The following is a 21,280-nucleotide window of genomic DNA, read 5'->3' on the forward strand; positions in this document are numbered from 1 at the left end:
ATCGACGGGTCGACAGGAGGGGGCGCGCGATGACCGCAGCGGTTGCCGCCGTCGACCTGGGCGCCACGAGCGGGCGCGTGATGCTGGGCTACGTCGGGCACGACGAGTTGCGGCTCGTGCCCGTCGCCCGCTTTCCGAACAACCCCGTGCGGGTGCTCGACGGGTTGCACTGGAACATCCTCGAGCTCTACCGCAACGTGCTCGCGGGCCTCGGTTCGGCGCTCCGCGACGAGCCCGACGTGCGCAGCATCGGCATCGACTCCTGGGCGGTCGACTATGCGCTGATCCAGGGCGGCCGGATGCTCGGCAACCCCTACCACTACCGCGACGAGCGCACGGCGGCAGGTGTCGACGCGACACACTCGGTGGTCGGGCCGGCGGAACTGTATGCGGCCAACGGACTGCAGTTCCTGCCGTTCAACACGCTCTACCAGCTCGCCGCCGAGCAACTCGAGGGGTCGCTCACGGCGGCCGAGACGATGCTGCTCATCCCCGACCTCCTCGGTTTCTGGCTCACCGGCGAGCGCCGGGCCGAGCAGACCAACGCGTCGACGACCGGGCTGATCGACGTGCACACGGGCGAGTGGAACGAGGAACTGATGCGGCGCCTCGGGTTGCCGCGCGGCCTCTTCCCCGAGCTGATCGCGCCCGGCTCGACCGTCGGCAGCCTGCTTCCGGCGGTGGCGGCCGAGATCGGCGCCGCCACGGCGCGTCCGGTGCCGGTCAGCGCGGTCGGCTCACACGACACCGCCTCTGCAGTGGTCGCGGTGCCCGCCACCGGTGAGGACTTCGCCTACATCTCCAGCGGCACCTGGTCGCTCGTGGGCGTCGAGCTCGAGCATCCGGTGGTCTCCGACGACAGCCGGGCCGCCAACTTCACCAATGAGGGCGGCGTCGACGGGCGCATCCGCTACCTGCAGAACGTGTCGGGGTTGTGGCTGCTCTCGGAGTCGGTGCGCACCTGGGAGCGCGAGGGCGAGCAGATCGACCTGCCCACCCTGCTCTCGGCCGCGGCCGCCGTGACCACACCGGTCGCGGTGTTCGACGCCGCCGACCCGGTGTTCGTGGCGCCCGGAGACATGCCGGCGCGCATCGCGGCGTGGTGCTCAGCACGCGGGGTGGCGGCGCCGCAGAGCCGGGCCGAGGTGGTGCGCAGCATCCTGGAGAGTCTGGCGGATGCCTACGCCCGCTCCCTCGAGACCGCTGCGGCGCTCTCGGGCAAGCGGATCGACGTGGTGCACGTGGTGGGCGGCGGTTCACAGAACGCGCTGCTCTGCCAGCTCACCGCCGATCGCACCGGGCGCACCGTGCTCGCGGGCCCCGTCGAGGCCACCGCCGTCGGCAACGTGCTCGTGCAGGCGCGCGCTCAGGGGCTCGTGGCCCGTGACTCCTCGCTCGAGGCGCTGCGCGCGATCGTGGCGAAGACCTTCGCACCCGTGCGGTACACCCCCACCTCGCACTGAGCCGTCCGCGACTCGGCGCAAGACGGGCAACGGGCGCGTCATCGTCCGGTTTGCGACGAGTAGCGGTCGCTGCTCGCGGGTAGGGTGGCGGCGTGGGTGCGGGAGCGGCGGAGCGGTCGGATGCGACCGGCGCTACGGGCGCGACTCCGGTCGTGAGCCGGGGTGTGCTGTTCCCTGAGGAGTCGGCAGCCTTCGTGCGGCTCGAACGGTACCGGCCGAGCGACGACCTCGCGGGGCTGGTGCGGCACTACTGGATTCCACGCTGGAGCCTGCCCACGGGGCGGTCGCACGAGGAGCTGCTGCTGCAGTACGCGACCTGCAACCTCGTGGTGAGCGACGAGTACGCCGCGCTGTTCGGCCTCGCCCGCGGGGTGGGGTCGCGCACGCTCACGGGCACGGGATGGGCGTTCGGCGTGATGCTGCAGCCGGGGACGGCGCGCATCGTGCTCGACGCGGACGCGGGCCCCAACGCGGGCGCGGGCCCGGACGGCGACGCGGGCCCGGACAGCGGCGCCGGCGGCGTCGCGGGCGGCGGCGTTCGGCCGAGCGGGGCGGATGCACGGCCGAAGCGCACCGTCGCGAGCCTGTCCGACGCTCCCGAGCCGATCGCCGGGCTGGTGCCGGGGGCGGTCGAGGTGACGGCGCGCATCCGCTCGCTCCGGGACGACGACACGGGCATGATCGCAACCTTCGAAGCCTGGCTGCGCGGGCTGCGGCTGGACGCGGGGCGAGGTGCCGTCATCAACGACGTGGTGCGGGCAGTGGAGTCGGAGCCGGGCATCCGCAGCGTCGAGGAGCTCGCGGCGCGGTTCGGGCTCGGGGTGCGGAGCCTGCAGCGGCTCACCGCCGAGTTCGTGGGCATGAACCCGAAATGGCTGCTGCAGCGCCAGCGGTTGCAGGATGCCGCGGCGCGGCTGCGCGAGCATCCGCCCGCCGCCCTCGCCGAACTCGCCGCCGAACTCGGCTACGCCGACCAGGCCCACTTCAGCCGTGACTTCACCAGGGCCGTCGGGCTGGCTCCCGGCGAGTACTCACGGCGGACTCAGGTCGATTCCGGGCGGAACGTGTCAGAATTGCCGAACCAGAAGGTGCAGGCAGAATGAAGATGGGACGCGAACTGAACATCGTCAGTTACAACCTCCGCAAGCACCACGCCAGCGGTGAGCTGCGCGATCTCAGCCGGCTCTACGACGTCGACGTCATGTGCCTCCAGGAATGCGACACCGAAGACATCCCGGAGCGGATCGACCACCTCGTGCTCGCCGACTCCACGAAGACCAATCGGCTCGGCCTCGCGGTGTACTACCGCGACGAGCGCTTCGACCTGCAGGCCACCCGGGTGTTCGCGCTCCGCAAGTCGATGCACGACCGCGTGATGGCGCCGGCGCACGAGCGGCTGCTCGCGGCGAAGCTGTTCGACAAGGAGATCGGCAAGGAGATCCTCGTGGGGTCGTTCCATGCGGCGCCGCTCACCGCCTCGAACTCCCTGCGACGCAAGCAGATCGCGGCCGCCCACAGCGCGTTGCGCGTGATGGGGCCGGGCCTGCCGACCGTGATGGTGGGCGACTACAACTACCCGTGGTTCCGCGCGAACCTCTCGGAGCGCATGGAGGAGTCGGGCTACCTGCTCTCGTTCAGCGACAAGCCCACTTACGCCCGGTACAAGTACTTCAAGGGCCACTTCGACTTCGTGACGAGCGCCCACACCCGCATCGACTCCATCGACACGCTGCCCCAGGGCCAGAGCGACCACCTGCCGATCCTGGTGCGGGCGGGCGTCGAGGACTGACTCGGGCGGGCTGACTCAGGCGGGCCGACTAGTGCGGGCCGACTAGTGCGGAGCGCTGTCGTAGTGCTCCTGACGTTCTGAGACGGCGTCGCGGTTGCGCTCGGCCCACTGCTTGAGCTGGCGCACGGTGCCGTGGAGCGACAGGCCGAGCGGAGTCAGCTCGTAGGAGACCGTGACGGGCACGGTGGGCGTCGCCGTTCGGGTGACGAGCCCGTCGCGCTCGAGGGTGCGGAGGGTCTGGGAGAGCATCTTGGGGCTCACCCCGGCGAGCACCCGAGTGAGCTCGGAATACCGCATCGGCCGTGGCTCACCGTCGCAATCGGGGCCGCTGCCGAGCGCGGAGAGCACGAGAGTCACCCACTTTCCCGAGATCTGCGCGAGCACGCGCTGGCTGGGGCAGGCAGCCAGGAAAGCGTTGTACTCGGTCTTCGCGCTCGCCCGGCGCTCTGCGGCGGTCATCGTCGTCATCGTCGTCTCTTCTCGCTCGGGTAGTAAGGCACTTCTGGGTAACTACTACCCAAAGGGTAGCCGAGGAGCGAGGCTGAAGGGGTTCGTTGATCCGATCTGAAAGGTTCTCGCATGCGCGACACCCTCCCGCAGCTCCCCGGTGGCACCTGGACCCTGGGCGACAAGCCCGTCTCCCGCTTCGGTTTCGGTGCCATGCAACTCGCCGGCCCGTGGGTGATGGGGCCCCCACGCGATCGCGACGGGGCGGTCGCGGTGCTGCGCGCGGCCGTCGCCGCCGGTATCACGCACATCGACACCGCAGAGACCTACGGTCCTCGCGTGGTGAACGAGCTGATCCGGGAGGCGCTGCAGCCCTACCCCGACGAGTTGCTCATCGCGACGAAGGCGGGCGGCCGACGCGACGCGCAGGGCGGCTGGCCGCCGGCACGGACCCCGGATGAGCTGCGCGCCCAGATCGACGACAACCTCGAGCTGCTCGGCGTCGACGCGCTCGATCTCGTGCACCTCCGCCTCGGCGACGCGAACGGACCCGTCGCGGAGGACATCGAAGCAGCCTTCGGCACGCTCGCCGATCTGCAGCGCCAGGGAGTCATCCGGCACCTCGGCGTCAGCAACGCCACCGCCGAGCAGGTCGCCCAGGCGCAGTCGATCACACCGATCGTCTCGGTGCAGAACGGTTACAACCTCGCCAACCGGCAGGATGACGACCTCATCGACCGGCTCGCCGCGGAGGGAGTGGCGTACATCCCGTTCTTCCCGCTCGGCGGCTTCACCCCGCTGCAATCCGAGACGCTCTCCGCGGTCGCCGCACGACGCGCGTCGACCCCGATGTCGGTGGCGCTGGCGTGGTTGCTGCGCCGCTCGCCGAACATCCTGCTCATCCCCGGCACCTCGTCGGTCGCGCACCTGCACGAGAACATCGCGGGCGCCGGGCTGGAGCTGTCGGATGCCGACCTGCGAGATCTCGACGGCATCGCCGGCTGACGCCCACCTCCGCGGGCGGGTCCGCGGCGGCTCTAGTAGCCGTCGCGGTCGCGGCGGGAGTTCGCGCCCGGGCCGTAGACCACGATGCCGGCGATCGGGATGAGCACGAAGAAGATCCACGACCAGCGGAACCCGTCGGGCGTGTAGTACCCGAAGAGGAAGAACAGGCCGAGGGCGATGAACGGCGACAGCGAGACGATGACGCGGCCGGCGGTTCCGCCGAGGGGCTGACGGCGGCCCCCGCCGTTGCCACTGGGGTCGTAGACCTGCTCGCGGGCCACCGGCGGTGCGAAGTCGGGGTCGGGCGCCGGTGCGGTCGCCGACGCCGGGATGCTCTGCGCCGAGGTGTCGGGCAGGTCGGCGAACAACGGAGCGAGGTCGCCCCGGGTCACGGCGCTCTTGGCCGCCGTGGAGCGTTCGGTGAACTCGTCGGTCGTGATGCGGCCGTCGGCGAGCGCGCGCGCCAGCGCCGAAACGGCACCGTCGCGGTCGGAATTGCTCAGTCGCTGTGCGGCGGTGGCGGGGTCGCTGTAGTCACTCATCCCCCCAGAGTGCCGCATCCCGCGGCATCCGGGAAGCGGCCATGCCACCGCAGTTCGTGTAGAGTGTGGTCGGACCATGTGGTCTGACCACACTCGGGAGGGGGAACGGATGAGCGGCACGGCGCTCGAGACCGCCCGCGCCTGGGAGGTGGTGCTGCAACGCATCGAGAGCGACCTCCTCTCCGGCGCCCTCAAACCGGGCGACCACCTGCCGGCCGAACGTGCCCTCGCTGCCGAGCTCGGCGTGGGGCGTTCGAGTGTGCGCGAGGCGCTGCGGGTGCTCGAGGTGCTGGGGCTCATCCGCACCGCCACCGGGTCGGGCCCGCAGTCCGGCGCCATCATCATCGCCCGGCCCACCGGCGGCATGTCCGCGTTGGTGCGGTTGCAGGTCGCGGCGAGCGGATTCGCGGTCGCCGACGTGGTGAAGACCCGGCTCGTGCTCGAGTCGGCCGTCGTCGGGGAGCTGGCCGAGGCATCCGCACCCGACCTCTCGGCGGCGCTCGAACTGCTCGACGCGATGGAGCAGGATGCGCCGCTCACCCGCGACGAGTACCTCACCCTCGATCAGGCGTTCCACCTCGCGCTCGCGGTGGCGTCGGGCAACGAGGTGATGGCGTCGATGATGGCTGGGCTGCGCGACTCCATCGAGAGCTACGTGCGCGCCGGTGCGAGCGGCCTGCCGTCATGGCCGGACACCGAACGGCGCCTCAAGGCCGAGCACCGGGCCATCGTGGCCGCGATCGAGACGCACGACGCCGAGCTGGCGCGCACGCGCATCCGCCAGCACATCGAGACGTATCACACCGAGACGAAGGTCTCTCTTGGCACCGAGACGAAGGTCTCTGAAGGCACCGAGACGAAGGTCTCGGGCATCCACCCGACCGCCGATTGAAGAGGAACACCATGGTTCAGCGTCGCATCCCGAAGATCAAAGACCTCGCCCCGCTCATGCAGTTCAAGGCGCCCGAGCTCAACGCGAAGAAGCGGCGTCTCGACGCGGCGCTCACGATCGCCGATCTCCGCGCGATCGCCAAGCGCCGCACCCCGAAGGCTGCGTTCGACTACACCGAGGGGGCGGCGGAGGGCGAGATCAGTCTGCAGCGGGCGCGGCAGGCGTTCGAGGACATCCAGTTCAACCCGTCGATCCTCCGCGACGTGTCGACGGTGAACACCGGGTGGGATGTGCTCGGCGCCCCGGTCGCCCTCCCCTTCGGCATCGCCCCGACGGGGTTCACGCGCATGATGCAGACCGAGGGGGAGGTCGCGGGCGCGGGCGCCGCAGGGGCAGCGGGCATCCCGTTCTCGCTGTCGACCATGGGCACCACCGCGATCGAAGACGTGAAGGCGGCGAACCCGAACGGGCGCAACTGGTTCCAGCTCTACATGTGGAAAGACCGCCCCCGCTCGATGGCGCTCGTCGAACGCGCCGCGGCGGCCGGCTTCGACACGCTCCTCGTCACCGTCGACGTGCCCGTCGCCGGGGCGCGGCTGCGCGACAAGCGCAACGGATTCTCGATCCCCCCGCAGCTCACGGCCGGCACCGTGGTGAACGCCATTCCCCGACCGGAATGGTGGATCAACTTCCTCACCACCGAACCCCTCGCCTTCGCGTCGCTCGACCGCTGGTCGGGCACGGTGGGCGAGCTCCTCGACTCGATGTTCGACCCGACGGTGACCTTCGAAGACCTCGAGTGGATCAAGGCGCAGTGGCCGGGCAAGGTCGTGGTGAAGGGCGTGCAGAACATCGAGGATGCCCGGCGCCTCGCCGATCTCGGAGTCGACGGCATCACCCTCTCGAACCACGGCGGGCGCCAGCTCGACCGTGCGCCCATCCCGTTCCATCTGCTGCCCGACGTCGCGCGCGAGCTCGGCTCGGAGTTCGAGGTGCACCTCGACACGGGCATCATGTCGGGCGCCGACATCGTTGCCTCGGTCGCGCTCGGTGCGCGGTTCACGCTCGTGGGCCGGGCGTACCTCTACGGTCTGATGGCGGGCGGCCGACAGGGCGTCGACCGGATGATCGACATCCTCGGCACCCAGCTCGCCCGCACCATGCGACTCCTCGGCGTCAACTCGCTCGAAGAGCTGAACCCCTCGCACGTGACGCAGCTCGAGCGCCTCGTGCCGCGCGCCGTGGCGCCGGCCGCGGTCGCCGCGGCGGAGGCGGCACCCACGGCGGCCGCAGCCGCCCGCGCGCGCAGCGCCCGCACCGGCGCCGCCGCGACGAAGGCGCCGGCGAAGCCGGCCGCGTCCCGCGCCCGCAAGCCGGTCACGAAGTCCGAGGCGGCCACCGCCGCCGACGCCTGACGCCACCCCCACGCGTCCGTAACGACGGACATTCGGCCCGGAACGCGGGTACGACGGAGCGCCGACGGCGTGTCACGACGAGGTTCCGTCGTTCCGGGGCGCACGCCGCCCGCGTGGTTCGCGGCGCGGGTGCGGCGCCCCGGGCCAGCGGGCCGGCGGGGGGGGCGCGGCGCGGGTCAGGCGGTGAGCTCGGCGAGGAGGGGTGGGTTGGCGCCGGCACGCGAGACGGTGATGGCGGCGCAGCGCACGGCGAAGGCGCCGATGTCGGCGAGCGCTGTCGCGTCGAAAGCGGAGCCGTCGCGGAGGGCTTCGGCCGGCGTGCCGGCGTCGAGCAGCTCGGCCAGGCGGAACACGAGCGCGCTCATCAGCGAGTCGCCCGCCCCGATGGTGTCGACCACCTCGACGCGCACGCCCGGAATCGCGACCCGATCGGTCGCCGTGGCGAGAATCGCGCCCTCGCCCCCGCGCGTCACGACCACCAGGGCCGGGCCGAGGGCGAGGATGCGCGTGACCGCCGCATCCGCATCCGTCGCGAGTTCCGGGTAGAGCCACGCCGCATCCTCGTCGCTGAGTTTCACGACGGTGCTGAGGCCCGCGATCTCTGCGAACCGTTCGAGCGCCTCGGCGTGCGTGCCCACGAGGGCGGGCCGGATGTTCGGATCGAACGTCACCAGCGCCCCGCGCGCCGCAGCAGCCCGCACGGCGTCGACGACCGCGCGGCCGCCCGGCTCGATGAAGGCGCCGATCGAGCCGACGTGCACGATCTCGGCGGCCGGCACCGCGACATCCGTCGGCAGCGACCAGCGCAGGTCGAAGGTGTAGTGCGCCGATCCGTCGGGCTGGAGTTCGGCGGTCGCGCTCGAGGTGGGCTCGTCGCGGAAGGAGGCGGGAGCGATGGTGACGCCCGCCGATTCGAGGTGTTCGGCGATGGCGCGGCCCCGCGCATCCGGCCCCAGCGCCGTGAGCAGGGTCACGGGCCGGCCGAGGCGCGCGAGCCCGTAGGCGATGTTCATGGGCGAGCCGCCCGGATGCTCGGCGCCGTCGACCACGTCGACGAGCGACTCTCCGATGGCGAGCGCGGCAACAGGCATCGGGACAGGCCTCTCTACGGTGGGGGGGTGGCTGCGAGTCAGTCTAGGGCGCGCCGGTGTGCGAGGATTGCCGCCGAGGGAACGGGGTGCGGATGGGATTCTTCGACAAGCTGTTCGGCGGCGGCCGGAGCGGTGAGCCGATCACGGCGGCCGATCTCGACGCGCGCACCTTCACCGTGACCGCGCTGCGCGAGGGGTACGACAGCCAGGAGGTCTCCGACTTCCTCGACCTCGCCGTCGCCACGCTCGCCGCCTACGAACGCGGAGAGACCGACGGTCTCGACCTCCTGACCGCCCGACAGGTGGTCGAGAAGCGCTTCACGCAGACGAAGTTCCGCTCGGGCTGGGACCAGGGCGAGGTCGACGATGCCCTCGACGACGTCGCCGTCACCCTCCGTCAGTTCGAGGGCCAGTTCGAGGGTGCGGGCGAAAGCACCAGCGCCGGCTGAGCGGATTCGCGCACGCCGGGCCGGATGCGCCGCCCTGCCTCGGCGCGCACGTAATCTTGTGCGGTGCCCGCTGACTACGACCGCTATGGCTCCGACGTGCTCGCCACGTACAACCGCCGCGCCAAGCCGGCCGAGCTGCCGAAGGTGGAGGCCGAGTTCGACCTCGTGGTGGAGGAGGTGGCGAGCGACTTCTGCGGCAGCGTGACCCGGGTCGAGGGCCGCACGGTCGAACTCGAAGACCGGCACGGCAAGCGCCGGGTGTTCCCGCTCGGCCCCGGCTTCCTGCTCGAAGGGCGGCCGGTGCAGCTCGTGCACCCGAAGACGGCGGCGACGCGGGCCGCCCAGACCGGACTCAAACGCACCGCCTCCGGCTCCATCGCCGCGCCGCAGGAGCGCGCCCGGGTCGCCCGCGCCAGCCGCATCTACGTCGAGGGCCGGCACGACGCCGAGCTGGTCGAGAAGATCTGGGGCGACGACCTCCGCGGCGAGGGCGTCGTGGTCGAGTACCTCGAGGGGGTCGACGACCTCGACGCCGTCGTGCGCGAGTTCGCGCCTACTCGCGAGCGCCGCATCGGCGTGCTGGTCGACCACCTCGTCACCGGCTCCAAGGAGAGCCGCATCGCCGAGGCCGTGGCGCGCGGGCCATTCGGGGCGAACGTGCTGGTGGTGGGGCATCCGTTCGTCGACATCTGGCAGTCGGTGACGCCCGCGGCGCTCGGCATCCGCGCGTGGCCCGTCGTGCCGCGCGGGGTGGAGTGGAAGCACGGCATCTGCGAGGCGTTCGGCTGGCCGCACGCCGACCAGGCCGACATCGCGCGGGCCTGGAAGCGCATCCTCTCCCGGGCGAAGAGCTACACCGACCTCGAGCCGGTGCTGCTCGGGCGGGTCGAGCAGCTGATCGACTTCGTCACCGAGCCGGTCTGACCCGCCCGGCCGTCACGTCGTCGAGACCCGGGGTGGCGAGGAGCCCGGCCAGCAGCTCCAGGTAGGCGCCGCGGTCGACGCGTTCGATGACCGTCGCGTTCGCCGGCACGCCGAACTTCGGCCACGCCATGGCGGAGTGACCGCGGGTGACCTCCCCCATCGTCTCGATCTGCACCCGGTAGCGCCCGGACTCGAGCACCAGCTCCTCGTGCAGCACGGTCGCGACGGTCATCGAGTCGGGATGCGTCGACCCCGCCAACCCCACCGCCTCACACACCTCGAGGGTCCTGTCGCACGCGGCGCGGAAGAACCGCTGCAGGGGCAGACCCTTCGCGGTGATGGTGTCGTACTCGGCCCGGGTCACGGTGGCGTCGCGCACGGTCACCGGCGCCCACGGGAGCACCCGGATGTCGTCGAAACCGGCCTCGAAGACGATGCGCGCGGCCTCCGGGTCGGCGTAGAAGTTGAACTCCGCGCTCGGCGTGGTGTTGCCACGGTCGTTGTTGGAGCCGCCCATGATGACGAGGCTCTTCACCGTTGCCGGGAACGAGCGGTCTTTCACCACAGCGGTGGCGACGTTCGTGAGGGGCCCGATCGCGACGACCGTGACCTGCCCGGGCTCGTCGGCGCACAGCCGGATGAGGGCGTCGACGGCGTGCTCGCCGGCGACGGAGCCGAGACCGGCGGTGTCCAGCGCTCCGTGGGCCGTACGTCCGATCAGGCCGCCGACACCGTCTCCGTGCACCTCCGCCGCCGAAGTCCACGGCCGGAGCATGGGCCGTGTGCAGCCCCGGTGCACCAGCGTCTCCTCGCCCCGGCCGGCCGCCTGCACCGTCAGGAGCGCGTTCGCGACCTGCTGCTCGAAGTCGACGTTGCCGGCGACGATCGTGATGGCCCGCAGCTCGGCCGCCGGGTCGAGCAGGCCGAAGAGCAGCGCGATGCAGTCGTCCTGCGCCGTGTCGGTGTCGATGATGAGCGGGATGCTCATGCCGCCTCCCCCTGCTCGAAGTGCTCCCGCACGGTGGCGAGGTAGCGGTCGCGAGACGCGTCGTCGAGGAACGACGAGCGGAACGAGTTCTCCGCAAGTACCCGCAACGCGTCGCGGTCGAGGCCCGCCTCCGCGTGCAGAGCGGCGAAGGTGTCGCCGACGTAACCGCCGAAGTACGCGGGATCGTCGGAGTTCACCGACACGAGGAGGCCCGCGTCGAGCATCCGCCCGATCGGATGACCGGCGAGCGCACCCACCACCTTCAGCCGCACGTTCGAGAGCGGGCAGACCGTCAATGGCACCCGCTCGGCCACGAGGCGCGCCACCAGGGCGGGGTCGTCGAGGCATCGCACGCCGTGATCGATCCGTTCGGCGCCCAGCCGGTCGAGCGCCTGCCAGACGTAGTCGGCCGGCCCCTCTTCGCCCGCGTGCGCCACGCGGCGTAGTCCGAGCTCGGCCGCCCGCGCGAAGACCTGCTCGAACGCAGCCGGCGGGTAGCCGACCTCCGCGGAGTCGAGCCCCACGCCCGCCACCCGGTCGAGGAAGGGAACGGCGCTCTCCAGGGTCTGCGCCGCTTCGTCGGCACCGCGGTCGCGCAGGAAACACAGGATGAGCGCGCTCGTGACGCCGTGACGCTCCGCACTCGTCGACATCGCGGCCCACAATCCGCCGATCACGACTCCGATGTCGACACCGCGACTCGTGTGCGACTGCGGGTCGAAGAAGATCTCGGCGTGGCGCACCCCCTGACGCGCCGCGCGCTCGAAGTACGCGTCGGCGATCTCCGTGAAGTCCTCCGCCGTCTGCAGCACGGCGGTGACCGCGTAGTAGACGTCGAGGAACGACTGCAGATCGGCGAACTCGTAGGCTGCGGCGAGCGCACCGGCGTCGGCCCAGGGCAGCGTCACGCCGTTGCGCGCCGCCATCCGGAAGGCGTGCTCGGGTTCTATCGTGCCCTCGATGTGCAGGTGCAGTTCCGCCTTGGGGATGGCGTCGATGAATGCGAGGTGCACGGGAGTCCTTTCAGCTGATGTTGTCGAGTTGATCGCGGCCCGCCGCGGCGAGCACGGCCCGGAGCACGGCGGGGTCGAGCGGGATGCCGTGCTCCAGCCGCTCGGCGCGGAGCCGGCGCGAGCGGTCACCCGGCACGAACGGCGACCCGCGCCCGTCGTCGCGGGAGGTGCGGATGCGGTCGAGGTACTCGCCGAGCGATGCTCCGCCCGCGCCGAAGGCCCGCGGGTCGATGCCGACCACGAGGTCGGCCTTCGTCGACGGCGAGGTGGTGTCGAGCGTGCCACGCACGTGCTCGCCGAACGGCGCTGCGGCGAGGAGGGCGGTGATGACACCGAGGCAGAGCGACAGCCCGTAGCCCTTGCTGCCCCCGAAGGTGGAGAGCGTCGTGAGCAGGGCGGCCTCGGCCGCCGGCTGCCCGGACGCGTCGATCCCCCAGCTGGCAGGCACGGGCGCCCCGGCTGCCGCCAGCCGGATGACCTCGCCCATCGAGACGGTGCTCGTCGCCATGTCGAGCACGAGCGGCCCATAGGCCCCCTCGACCGGCACGCCGATCGCCACGGGGTTCGTGCCGAGCAGAGCCTCGATCGAGTGCGGCGGGTGCACCATCGCCTCGGTGGTGGACGTGACGATTCCGATGACGCCGGCGCGCGCCAGCCGCTCGACGTAGGTGCCGAGGAGGCCGAGGTGGTTCGCTCGCCGCACCGCGACCACGCCCACGCCGTGCGTCCGCGCCGCTGCCAGTGCCAGCTCCAGCGCGAGGTCGGCGGCGCACGGGCCCAGTTCGCCGCGCGCATCCACCGTCGCAGCCACCGGGCTGTGCCGCAGGACTTCGGCTTCAGCATTCACGTCGATCACCCCGTTCGCGATCCGGGCGAGCAAGACGGGCAGTCGCGCGAGGCCATGCGAGGCATGGCCGCGCAGATCGGCTTCGACCAGGTTCTCCGCCTGCAGGCGCGCTTTGGCCCGAGGCACCCCCGCTCGCTCGAGCGCGGCGACACAGGCCGCCCGGAGCTCGGCGGCGGAGACGACCGCGGTGCCCGCGGCCGTGACGCTCACGCGCCGAGCGGGGTGACCGACCCGCTCAGGATGGTCATGGCGTACCAGTAGTGGTAGCCGCGCCCGGCGGTGATCGGACCGAGCTCGTGCAGTTCCTCGTACTCCGACTCGCCGAACTCGAGGGTCGCGTCACCGGAGTAGACGCTGCCGATCTCCATGTCGCGCAGCATCAGCGTCGAGAGTTCCAGCACCGACGCCTCGGGGCCGGCGAGGCTCGGGAACATCCGCAGGTACAGGTGCGGGATGCTTGCGGGCGGCGGCACGTAGCCGGCCTCCTCTGCGGTGTCGAGAGTGACAGATGCGGTGGCCAGCCGCCGGTTCATGCTGCTGACGTGCGCGTGGAAGGTGTGACCGGGCTCGCGCCGTGGCCCGCCGGTGCCGATCTCGACCGGCCGGGAGAGGAACGCCGACCCGAGCTTCTTCGGGAAGCCCTGCACCAGTCCGCGGATCTGTGAGAGCTCCGTGCTCACCCAGGAGAACGCGAGAAAGCCCACTCTCTGCTCTCCCTTCATGGCGTGGATGAGGAGGTAGGCCTCGTCGTGCTGGCCGCGGGCCGGGTCGGCGCGCATCCGCGGATCCGCATCCGCGCCCGCGTTCCACCGGCCGAAGCCGAAGCTCGCGGAGCCCTCGGGGGTCGGCACGAGACCGGTCGGCAGGTACTTCGCGAGCGTGTCACGGTCGGCGGTGAAGTCGACCACGAGCATCTCGGCCGAGTAGTCCCACGGCGGCGGCGGGAACAGCGCCGACTTGCCGGTGGGCGAGAGCGGCAGGGTGAAGCCCTTCAGGCCGGTGGCCGCGAACGCAGGGTCGCTGTCGTGCTCGAAGGGTGCGGATGTCTCGGTGCTCACTGCTGGTTCGTCCTTGCCTTGGCCGTCCGATCTTCATCGAACAGGATGCTGCTGATCTGGTCTTCGTAGTCGTGGAACTCGGGGCTGCGCATCACCTCGGGCGACCGCGGCCGCTCGATGGCGATGTCGATGGTGGCGGTCACCTTGCCCGGCCGGGGCGTCATGACGACTACCACGTCGGAGAGGAAGACGGCCTCGCTGATCGAGTGGGTCACGAGCAGGGTGGTGATCTCCCGCTCGCTCCAGATGCGCATCAGCTCGAGGTTGAGGTTGCGGCGGGTGAGTTCGTCGAGGGCGCCGAACGGCTCGTCCATCAGGAGCACCCTCGGCTCGGTGATGAGTGCCCGGGCGATCGCGGCGCGCTGCCGCATTCCGCCTGAGAGCTGCGCGGGCCGGGCGTTCTCGAAGCCCGTGAGGCCCACCAGGCCGATCACGTCGTCGATCTCGGCGCGCGACACCTTCTTGCCGGTGACCTCGAGCGCGAGCTGGATGTTCTTGCGCACCGACCGCCACGGCAAGAGCGACGGGTCCTGGAACGCGATGGAGAGGTGCCGGCTTCTGCGAGCCGTGTCCGGGTCCTCCCCGTGCACGAGCACGCGGCCGCTGGTGGGCTCGTCGAGCCCGCCCAGGATGCGCAGGGCCGTCGACTTGCCGCATCCGGACGGCCCGACGAGTGACACCAGCGCTCCGCGGGGAATGGCGATGTTCACGTCGTGCAGAGCCACGACCTCGTGCCGCCCGATGGAGAAGCGCTTCTCGACGTGCTCGAACGACAGACCGAGGTCGGTCGCGGCGATCGGAGTCGTCATCGTCATACCCGGTTCTTCCCGGCGTAGACCTCATCGAGGATCTCGGTCGTCACGATGTCGGTCACGTCGACGTCGAGCTTCAGCTGGTCGAACACCTGCTGGGTGCCGGCGATGAGCGAGTCGGACATGGTGCACAGACCGTTCGCGGTGCTCTCGTCGGAGACCACGAAGTCGAGCTGACCCTCCAGTCCGGCGCGCTGCTCGTCGGCGTTCAGCCCCAGGCTCTTGCCGTAGGTGTTGACCGTGAGGTCGATGGCCTGGTCGATCTGGCCGCCGAATGCGACGTCCTGCCAGCCCATGATCTCGCCCCGCAGGAACTTCACCAGCTGGGCGCGCTTGGCGTCATCCTGCAGCGTCTCCTCCTTCACGGCGTAGGCGGCCGAGATGGGGTTGTAGCCGAAGTCGGCGAGCAACATGGTCTCGAGGGTGACGTCACTTGCGATCTGTGCGATTCGCGTCGAGCCGTAGCCCTGCACCGCGTCGACCGTGCCGCTCGCGACCGGAGTGATGTCGTAGCTGCCGGGGACCTCGGTGATCTTCGAGCGGTCGACGCCGTTCAGGGCGAGGAAGGCCGCCCAGTCGCTGTCGTTCGAGGCGAAGACGCCGACGGTCTTGCCCTCGAGGTCCTGCGGCGAGGTGATGGGGTTGTCGGAGCGGGAGATGACGGTCAAGCCGTACTTCTGCCACAGCGCGCCGACGATCTTCAGCTTGATTCCGTCCGAGACGAGGAGGTTGGCGGCCGAGACGGCCTTGCTCGACGAGACGAACGCCTGCCCGGCCGCCACCAGCTGCTGCGGGTTGGTGTTGGGACCGCCGGGCAGGAGCTTCACGGCGAGGCCCTGATCGCTCCAGTAGCCGTTGGTGTCGGCGAGGTAGCTGCCGGCGAACTCGTAGTCCTCGGTCCAGGACAGCTGCCAGCCGATCGGTGCCCCCGCGGCCGCGGAGCCGGTTCCGCTCGGGGACGGGCTGCCGCAGGCCGCGAGCAGGGTTGCGGCCCCAATGCTGCCGAGCCCGCCGAGGATCAGCGACCGGCGGGAGATGCCGGCCGGCGGGGTGGGGAGGGTGAGGCGGGTGGTCATGATCGTCTCCTTGGGTCGGATGGTTCGTGTGGTGGGGTGAGTGCGTCGGTTGCAGGTGGTGCGGATGAGGATGGTCCTGCGGCCCTACCGGCGGATGAGCCGTTCGGGTGCGTAGTAGGCGAGCGCCATCGATTCGGCGATCTCGACGATCACGTAGAGCGCCATCGTCATGAGGGTGGTGACCGACACGGTGGCCCACAGCGGCTCGTAGCCGCCGACGCCCTGCATCGAGATCACGACGAGGTACCCGAGCCCGTCGCCGGTGGCGAGCCACTCGGAGACGAAGGCGCCGAACACCGCGCCCGGCACCGCGAGGCGCGCGGCCACGAAGACCCCGGCCACGGCGCTCGGGAAGCGCAGTCGGGTCATCACCGTCCAGGGCGTGGCGGCGACGCTCTGGAAGAAATCGAGCGTGGTCGATTTCGGCGAGCGCAGGCCCTGGGAGACCCAGACGAGGGTCGGGAAGAACACGGTGAGCCCCGTGATGATGGTCGTGACGAGGAGCCCCCGGCCGAACAGCAGGATGAACAGCGGGAGGATCGCGAGGATGGGCACGGTCTGGATGAGCAGCACGGTCGGCAGCGTGGCCCGCTCGACGGCCGGCACGGTGACGAAGAGCATCGCGAGCAGCACGCCCACGACCGTGCCGACGAGATAGCCGGTCAGGGCGTGCCCGAGCGTGGTCCACATGGCGCCGAGCACGAGGTCGCGGTGTGCTGCGGAGTCGGGCTGGCCCACCCAGTACGACCAGACGTCGAGCGGCGTCGGCGTGCCGAAGGCGTCGAGGGCGAGGGCGTGCACGCTGACCGTCCAGAGCACGCAGATGAGGGCGAGCGCGAGAACGAGGAATGCCACCGTCACCAGGATGCGTCGGCCGCCCGCGGCCAGGAGGGGGTAGATGTTCATGCTCAGCGCGCTCCCCTCGAGTCGACCGCCCAGGAGTTGCAGGCACGGTCGAGGAGCGCGATGAGGCCGTAGACGACGATGGTGCCGAGCACGATCACCGCACAGGTGGCCCACACCCGAGCTGGCTGCAGGTAGGCGAGGGCGTTGACCATGAAGATCCCGAGCCCCTCACTCGCGCCGAGCCACTCGCTGGCGATCGCGCCGAGCACCGCGCCGGGCACACCGAGCTTCAAGCCGGCGAAGATCTCCGGCAGGGCGGTGCGGAAAGAGATCTTGCGGAGCACCGTCCAGCGGCTGCCGCTGAGCGAGCGCACCAGCAGGATCTGACTCTCGCCCACCGCGCGCAGTCCCGACACCGTGGCGAGCAGGGTGGGGAAGAAGACGACGATCGCGACCACGGCCACGCGCGTGCCCTCGAGCCCGAACATGGTGCCCAGGATGGGTGCGATGGCGAGCGTCGGCAACGAGTAGATCACCAGCGCGAGTTTGGTGACCACGAGCTCGGCACCGACCGAGAACGACAGTGCCACCGCCAGCAGGATGGCGAGGGCCTGGCCGACCAGGAAACCGACGGCCGCCGTGCGCGCGGTGGCGAGACCGTTGACCACGAGCAGCTCGCCGTCGGTCCAGAGCTGTTGCACGATCACCGACGGCGCCGGGAACACATAGCTCTGAGCAAGCACCGTGCGTGCCGCGATCTCCCACGCGACGACGAGCAGCGCCACCAGGGCGAGGGTCACGAGCGGCCCGATGAGACGACGGGGGCCCAACCGCGCCGACCGCTCGATCGGGGTGACGACCTCGTCGATCTCCTCGTCGATGTCGTCGGTGACCGAGTGGGAGAACTCACGTTCCTCGGTGTCCATGATTGCCATACGTCCTCACAGTTTTAAGTGCGAGGTCGATTCTGCAACATAAATGTTCACGCAGGATGCCTGATGCGCGCAAATAAGCGACTTTGTGGCGCTACTGCAACATAGCTTTTACATTCGAGCCGCTGACGAAACCTGGCTGAAACGTTCCGCGAGTCACCAGTTACCGGTCTGGAACAGGGCGGTGCGGAAACGCATCATGTGCGCCGACCGCACTCCGGCGATGTGGCTGACCGCGTCGAACCCCTCGCCGATCTGAGCCTCGTTCGCGCAGAGCAACTCGACACTGAGCGGCCGATGCCCCGTGGATTCGCTGATGAAGTTGACGTTCGGCATCCCCGCGAGGGAACGCACGATGCTCGTCGAGTCCCCTTTCGTCTCCATCAGCAATCGCACCGCCGTCACGCCCGGTGCCCTCGCATCGGGGCGGGTACGGATCTGGATCGTGTGATCTCCGGTCAATCGCATCACGCGCTGACGGGTGGCCGGCACCGAGAGACCGGATGCCGCGCTCATCGCCGTGAGCGAGACACGGGCGTCCCGCTCGAGCATCGCCAGGAGCATCCGGTCGACGTCGTCGAGGGCGCGGTCGGACTGGTCTCCCGTGCGCCACAGCAACTCGTCGAGCGGCGGCTCGTCACGCCGGGCGCCCGTGAACGCGAACACCGGTGACCAGCTGCGCAAGACGATCGAGGTCGACAGCGACGCGATCTCCGGCTCGGACCGCACGACACCGTTGACGAGGTCGACCAGACCGGCGTTGGACGAGGTGCTCACCTGAACCAGGAGCCGCTCGTAGTCGTCGGCCACACCGATCCAGGCGACGCCCGGAACCTGCGCCAGTCGCGTGGCCAGGTCGCTGTTGCCGCGTTCGGCCGCGATCTCGATGTGCGCCACCACGGGACGGCCGAGGATGCTCGGGTCGATCAGTGCCACGGTGCGGATGAGCCCCCGCTCGACGAGCCGCTCGTAGCGTGCCTTCACGCGAGCCGGGGGCAGGGCCGTATCGCGGGCCAGCTTAGCGATCGACGCCCGGCCGTCTCGTTGCAGCGCAGCGATGATGCGGTGATCGGTCTCGTCGAGATCGGGCCAGGGCGTCGGCCCCGGACGCGCGGTGTCGCGGTCCGGCCATTCACTCACGGGTCCTCCTCGGCGTCGATCGGCAGGATACTCTCACTCATGAATGGAGCCGTGTGAAGGGAGCGGGACGACGTGAAAGCCGACCACGACGCTGCCGTGCCGAGCCCGGATGACGCGGTCATCCTGCTCGCCCGGCGGCTTCCCAAAGCCGAACTGCATATGCACCTTACCGGTTCGCTGGCACCCTCCGACTACCTGCGCCTGCGCACCGCGAGCACGGGCGAGCGGCCGAGCGCGGCCGACTTGGCGCGGGCATACGACAACCTCGGCGCCGCCAAGTTCTTCGCCGACCTCGATGTCGCCGCCGGCCTCTGGCGGGATGCCGAGGGACTCGAGCGCGCCACCGCCGCCGCACTCGACACCGCCTTCGATCGGGGCGCGCGGCATATCGAGCTGCTCTGCACGCCCGCACTCAGTCACTCCCAAGCCGGGCTGTCGGTGCGGGAGACCTTGGGGGCGGTCGACCGGGCGTTCGCGGCGGCGCGGGAGCGGCTCGGCGTCAGTGGTGGGATCGTGGTGGAACTGCACCGCCCCGACGGTGATCGGGACGCCGTGAGCCTGGTGGAGGAGTCGATCGCGCTGCGCGCCGAGGGGATGCGCATCCTGGGCATCGGAAGTGACGGCGACCACCGCTCGGCGCCGTTGTCAGCGTTGCAAGACGCTTACCGTCGCGCCAAGGATGCCGGCCTCCGCATCACCGGGCACGTCATGTCGGCGGCCGAGACCCGCCTGGCGCTCGACTGGGGGTTCGATCGACTCGACCACGGCTGGCCGTCGGCGTCGTCGCCGTCGCTGGTGGCGGCGATCGCCGCATCGGGCGCCGCCATGACCTTCACGCCGATGGCGTACGTGCTGGGCGGGCATCCGGCGTCGCTGCCGTGGCACGAGGCCTACCGCATCCTGAGCGATGCGGAGATCGACCTCGTGATCGGCACGGACGATCCGGCACTGCACCACACCGACCTCACGCACTCCTACGAGATCGTGGCGCGCCGAGTGGGCTGGGGGCGGCGCGAGCTCGCCGAGGCCGCGCGGCGCTCCTTCCGGCAGGCGTGGGTCGCCGACGGCGACGCCGGCCTCATCGCCGCGCACCTCGACGAGATCGCCCTGCTCGAGCGCGACCCCTGGGGCGCACGCGAGCACGGCTGACCGCAATCACGCCTGGACTGCTCAGGAGGCGCCCGTCCGCGCCGAGTGTGCGGCCAACGAGACCTCGAAGGTCGTACCGCGCTCCGGTGTGCTCGTGACTCGGATCGTGCCGTCGTGCGCGCTGACCAGGGCCTGCACGATCGCGAGGCCGAGCCCCGAACCGCCGGCTGAACTCCGTGCGGTGTCGCCGCGCCAGAACCGTTCGAACAGATGCGGGAGCGCCTCGCTGGGGATGCCCGGCCCCGAATCGTGCACGCGGACGACGTGGCGGGTGTCGCCGGCGACGACGCTGACCCCGACCGGGGCGTCGGTGTGCTGCAGGGCGTTGCCGACCAGGTTCCGCAACACCTGGGTGAGGCGGGGGCCGTCGCCGAGCACGATCGGGCGCCCGTCGACGGAGACGTCGATGGGGCGCCCCGGGTGAACGATCCGGGCGTCGGCGACGACGTCGCGGGCGAGCGCACCGAGGTCGACCTCGTCGCTCTCCAGCGGCCGACCGGCGTCTGTCCGGGCCAGGAGGGAGAGTTCGTCGGTCAGTTCCCGCAGGCGCTGGAGTTGGCGCTCGACCCGGAGCATGGCCTCGTCGCGCTGGGCCTCGTCGCGCAGACCACCGCGCAGGTAGAGCTCGATCCAGCCGTGCGCGGCGGTGAGGGGTGTGCGCAGCTCGTGCGAGGCATCGGCGACGAACGCGCGCATCCGATTCTCCGCGTCCTCCTGCGCGTCGAACGCGGTGTTCACGGTCTCGGCCATTCGGGCGATGGCGGGGTCGCCTGCGTGGTCGACGGGCAGACGCAACGTGCGGTCGCCGTTGGCGATCCGCTCCGCCTGATTGGCCATGGCGCCGAGCGGCCGCAGCCCGCGGCCGACCACCAGGGCCGCGACGGCGATGAGCGCCGAGGTGGTGGCGATCGCCACGGCCACGAGAGCCGTGACGACGAGGGTGGCCGTGAGGTCGCGGGGCGAGGTGCGCATGCTGAGGACCACCGCGGTGACCTCCGAGGTCACCCCACCTCCGTCGTACCGCAGACCGAGACCCTGCACGTCGACACGCTCGGCGAGGTAGGAACCCGACGTCGGTGCCACCTCGGGCCCGGCGTCGGCGACGACCTCGGTGACGTCTTCCGCCGGAAGTCCGGATGTCGCGACCGCCTCGTCGCCGGCGAGGAGGACGACGCCGATGTCGTTGGCGACGAAGTTCTGCAGCGTGTCGAAGTCGATGGTGACTCCACCGCTGAGGCGCAGACTCGCCTGAACCCGGTCCGCTGCCGCGGTGAGCCGGTCGGTGTCACGATCCAGGAGGATCGAAGGCACCGCGATCGCACCGATCGCCGCGAAACCCAGCACGATCACGACGACGACGAAGGAGAGGCTGAGGGTCAGGCGGCCTCGGATGGACCGCACC

Annotated in this window: 22 protein-coding genes; 9 read left to right on the forward strand and 13 right to left on the reverse strand. The window is 70.7% G+C overall.

Annotation, left to right across the window (positions count from 1 at the left end; all coding sequences use genetic code 11):
• The first annotated feature begins 29 nt into the window (after positions 1-29).
• The 3 genes from AC3WLB_RS17910 (at position 30) to AC3WLB_RS17920 (ending at position 3,252) form a co-directional block, all read left to right on the forward strand.
• Entirely contained in the window at positions 30-1,463 is a 1,434-nt protein-coding gene (locus AC3WLB_RS17910; protein ID WP_492508308.1) for a rhamnulokinase, read from the forward strand.
• A gap of 92 nt (positions 1,464-1,555) precedes the next feature.
• The gene (locus AC3WLB_RS17915) at positions 1,556-2,566 is read left to right on the forward strand and encodes a helix-turn-helix domain-containing protein (protein WP_492508309.1); all 1,011 of its coding nucleotides are present in this window, start codon (positions 1,556-1,558) and stop codon (positions 2,564-2,566) included.
• 2 nt (positions 2,567-2,568) lie between these two features.
• Positions 2,569-3,252: an endonuclease/exonuclease/phosphatase family protein gene (locus AC3WLB_RS17920; RefSeq protein ID WP_492508311.1), complete on the forward strand. Its 684-nt coding sequence runs from the start codon at positions 2,569-2,571 to the stop codon at positions 3,250-3,252.
• Positions 3,253-3,294: 42 nt separating this feature from the next.
• On the opposite strand, the gene AC3WLB_RS17925 is transcribed toward AC3WLB_RS17920, so the two are convergent.
• Complete coding sequence (locus tag AC3WLB_RS17925; protein WP_492508313.1) at positions 3,295-3,720, reverse strand: winged helix-turn-helix transcriptional regulator; 426 nt, start codon at positions 3,718-3,720, stop codon at positions 3,295-3,297.
• Positions 3,721-3,831: 111 nt separating this feature from the next.
• On the opposite strand from AC3WLB_RS17925, the gene AC3WLB_RS17930 reads away from it, so the two are divergent.
• Positions 3,832-4,704 (forward strand): oxidoreductase, encoded by an 873-nt coding sequence (locus AC3WLB_RS17930; RefSeq protein ID WP_492508315.1) that lies wholly within the window; start codon positions 3,832-3,834, stop codon positions 4,702-4,704.
• Positions 4,705-4,736: 32 nt separating this feature from the next.
• Here AC3WLB_RS17930 and AC3WLB_RS17935 read toward each other — a convergent pair whose 3' ends face one another.
• Positions 4,737-5,246 carry a DUF1707 SHOCT-like domain-containing protein gene (locus AC3WLB_RS17935; protein WP_492508317.1) on the reverse strand — a complete coding sequence of 170 codons (510 nt, stop codon included), beginning with the start codon at positions 5,244-5,246 and terminating at the stop codon, positions 4,737-4,739.
• Between the two features lie 109 nt (positions 5,247-5,355).
• On the opposite strand from AC3WLB_RS17935, the gene AC3WLB_RS17940 reads away from it, so the two are divergent.
• Together AC3WLB_RS17940 and AC3WLB_RS17945 are read left to right on the forward strand one after the other, a co-directional pair.
• Entirely contained in the window at positions 5,356-6,138 is a 783-nt protein-coding gene (locus AC3WLB_RS17940) for a FadR/GntR family transcriptional regulator (protein ID WP_492508319.1), read from the forward strand.
• 11 nt (positions 6,139-6,149) lie between these two features.
• Positions 6,150-7,553 (forward strand): alpha-hydroxy acid oxidase, encoded by a 1,404-nt coding sequence (locus AC3WLB_RS17945; RefSeq protein ID WP_492508321.1) that lies wholly within the window; start codon positions 6,150-6,152, stop codon positions 7,551-7,553.
• Positions 7,554-7,729: 176 nt separating this feature from the next.
• On the opposite strand, the gene AC3WLB_RS17950 is transcribed toward AC3WLB_RS17945, so the two are convergent.
• A complete protein-coding gene (locus tag AC3WLB_RS17950) occupies positions 7,730-8,644 on the reverse strand; it encodes a carbohydrate kinase family protein (RefSeq protein WP_492508323.1) in 915 nt (304 codons plus the stop codon).
• Between the two features lie 92 nt (positions 8,645-8,736).
• On the opposite strand from AC3WLB_RS17950, the gene AC3WLB_RS17955 reads away from it, so the two are divergent.
• Positions 8,737-9,093, forward strand: coding sequence for a DivIVA domain-containing protein (locus AC3WLB_RS17955; protein ID WP_492508325.1), 357 nt, complete (start codon positions 8,737-8,739; stop codon positions 9,091-9,093).
• A 63-nt stretch (positions 9,094-9,156) separates the two neighbouring features.
• Entirely contained in the window at positions 9,157-10,017 is an 861-nt protein-coding gene (locus AC3WLB_RS17960) for a DUF3097 domain-containing protein (RefSeq protein WP_022894870.1), read from the forward strand.
• On the opposite strand, the gene AC3WLB_RS17965 is transcribed toward AC3WLB_RS17960, so the two are convergent.
• The 9 genes from AC3WLB_RS17965 to AC3WLB_RS18005 form a co-directional block, all read right to left on the reverse strand.
• Positions 10,001-11,005 carry a nucleoside hydrolase gene (locus tag AC3WLB_RS17965; RefSeq protein WP_492508328.1) on the reverse strand — a complete coding sequence of 335 codons (1,005 nt, stop codon included), beginning with the start codon at positions 11,003-11,005 and terminating at the stop codon, positions 10,001-10,003. The genes AC3WLB_RS17960 and AC3WLB_RS17965 overlap by 17 nt on opposite strands.
• Positions 11,002-12,018, reverse strand: a complete 1,017-nt coding sequence (locus AC3WLB_RS17970; protein WP_492508330.1) for an adenosine deaminase — start codon at positions 12,016-12,018, stop codon at positions 11,002-11,004. The genes AC3WLB_RS17965 and AC3WLB_RS17970 overlap by 4 nt, the downstream gene beginning before the upstream one ends.
• A gap of 10 nt (positions 12,019-12,028) precedes the next feature.
• Positions 12,029-13,075 (reverse strand): Ldh family oxidoreductase, encoded by a 1,047-nt coding sequence (locus AC3WLB_RS17975; protein ID WP_492508331.1) that lies wholly within the window; start codon positions 13,073-13,075, stop codon positions 12,029-12,031.
• Positions 13,072-13,923 carry an acetoacetate decarboxylase family protein gene (locus tag AC3WLB_RS17980; protein WP_022897011.1) on the reverse strand — a complete coding sequence of 284 codons (852 nt, stop codon included), beginning with the start codon at positions 13,921-13,923 and terminating at the stop codon, positions 13,072-13,074. Before AC3WLB_RS17980 ends, AC3WLB_RS17975 begins: the two co-directional genes overlap by 4 nt.
• Positions 13,920-14,738 carry an ABC transporter ATP-binding protein gene (locus tag AC3WLB_RS17985; RefSeq protein WP_492508333.1) on the reverse strand — a complete coding sequence of 273 codons (819 nt, stop codon included), beginning with the start codon at positions 14,736-14,738 and terminating at the stop codon, positions 13,920-13,922. Before AC3WLB_RS17985 ends, AC3WLB_RS17980 begins: the two co-directional genes overlap by 4 nt.
• Complete coding sequence (locus tag AC3WLB_RS17990; RefSeq protein WP_022896995.1) at positions 14,735-15,811, reverse strand: ABC transporter substrate-binding protein; 1,077 nt, start codon at positions 15,809-15,811, stop codon at positions 14,735-14,737. Before AC3WLB_RS17990 ends, AC3WLB_RS17985 begins: the two co-directional genes overlap by 4 nt.
• Before the next feature lie 84 nt (positions 15,812-15,895).
• Entirely contained in the window at positions 15,896-16,717 is an 822-nt protein-coding gene (locus AC3WLB_RS17995) for an ABC transporter permease (protein WP_492508335.1), read from the reverse strand.
• A gap of 2 nt (positions 16,718-16,719) precedes the next feature.
• Positions 16,720-17,592 carry an ABC transporter permease subunit gene (locus AC3WLB_RS18000; protein WP_083890321.1) on the reverse strand — a complete coding sequence of 291 codons (873 nt, stop codon included), beginning with the start codon at positions 17,590-17,592 and terminating at the stop codon, positions 16,720-16,722.
• 153 nt (positions 17,593-17,745) lie between these two features.
• The gene (locus tag AC3WLB_RS18005; RefSeq protein ID WP_022896998.1) at positions 17,746-18,729 is read right to left on the reverse strand and encodes an Lrp/AsnC family transcriptional regulator; all 984 of its coding nucleotides are present in this window, start codon (positions 18,727-18,729) and stop codon (positions 17,746-17,748) included.
• A 72-nt stretch (positions 18,730-18,801) separates the two neighbouring features.
• On the opposite strand from AC3WLB_RS18005, the gene AC3WLB_RS18010 reads away from it, so the two are divergent.
• The gene (locus AC3WLB_RS18010; protein WP_492508338.1) at positions 18,802-19,878 is read left to right on the forward strand and encodes a hypothetical protein; all 1,077 of its coding nucleotides are present in this window, start codon (positions 18,802-18,804) and stop codon (positions 19,876-19,878) included.
• A 21-nt stretch (positions 19,879-19,899) separates the two neighbouring features.
• Here AC3WLB_RS18010 and AC3WLB_RS18015 read toward each other — a convergent pair whose 3' ends face one another.
• Positions 19,900-21,279, reverse strand: coding sequence for a sensor histidine kinase (locus tag AC3WLB_RS18015; RefSeq protein WP_492508340.1), 1,380 nt, complete (start codon positions 21,277-21,279; stop codon positions 19,900-19,902).
• Position 21,280 lies beyond the last annotated feature (1 nt).

Source organism: Herbiconiux sp. FW305-C-125 (genome assembly GCF_058783455.1).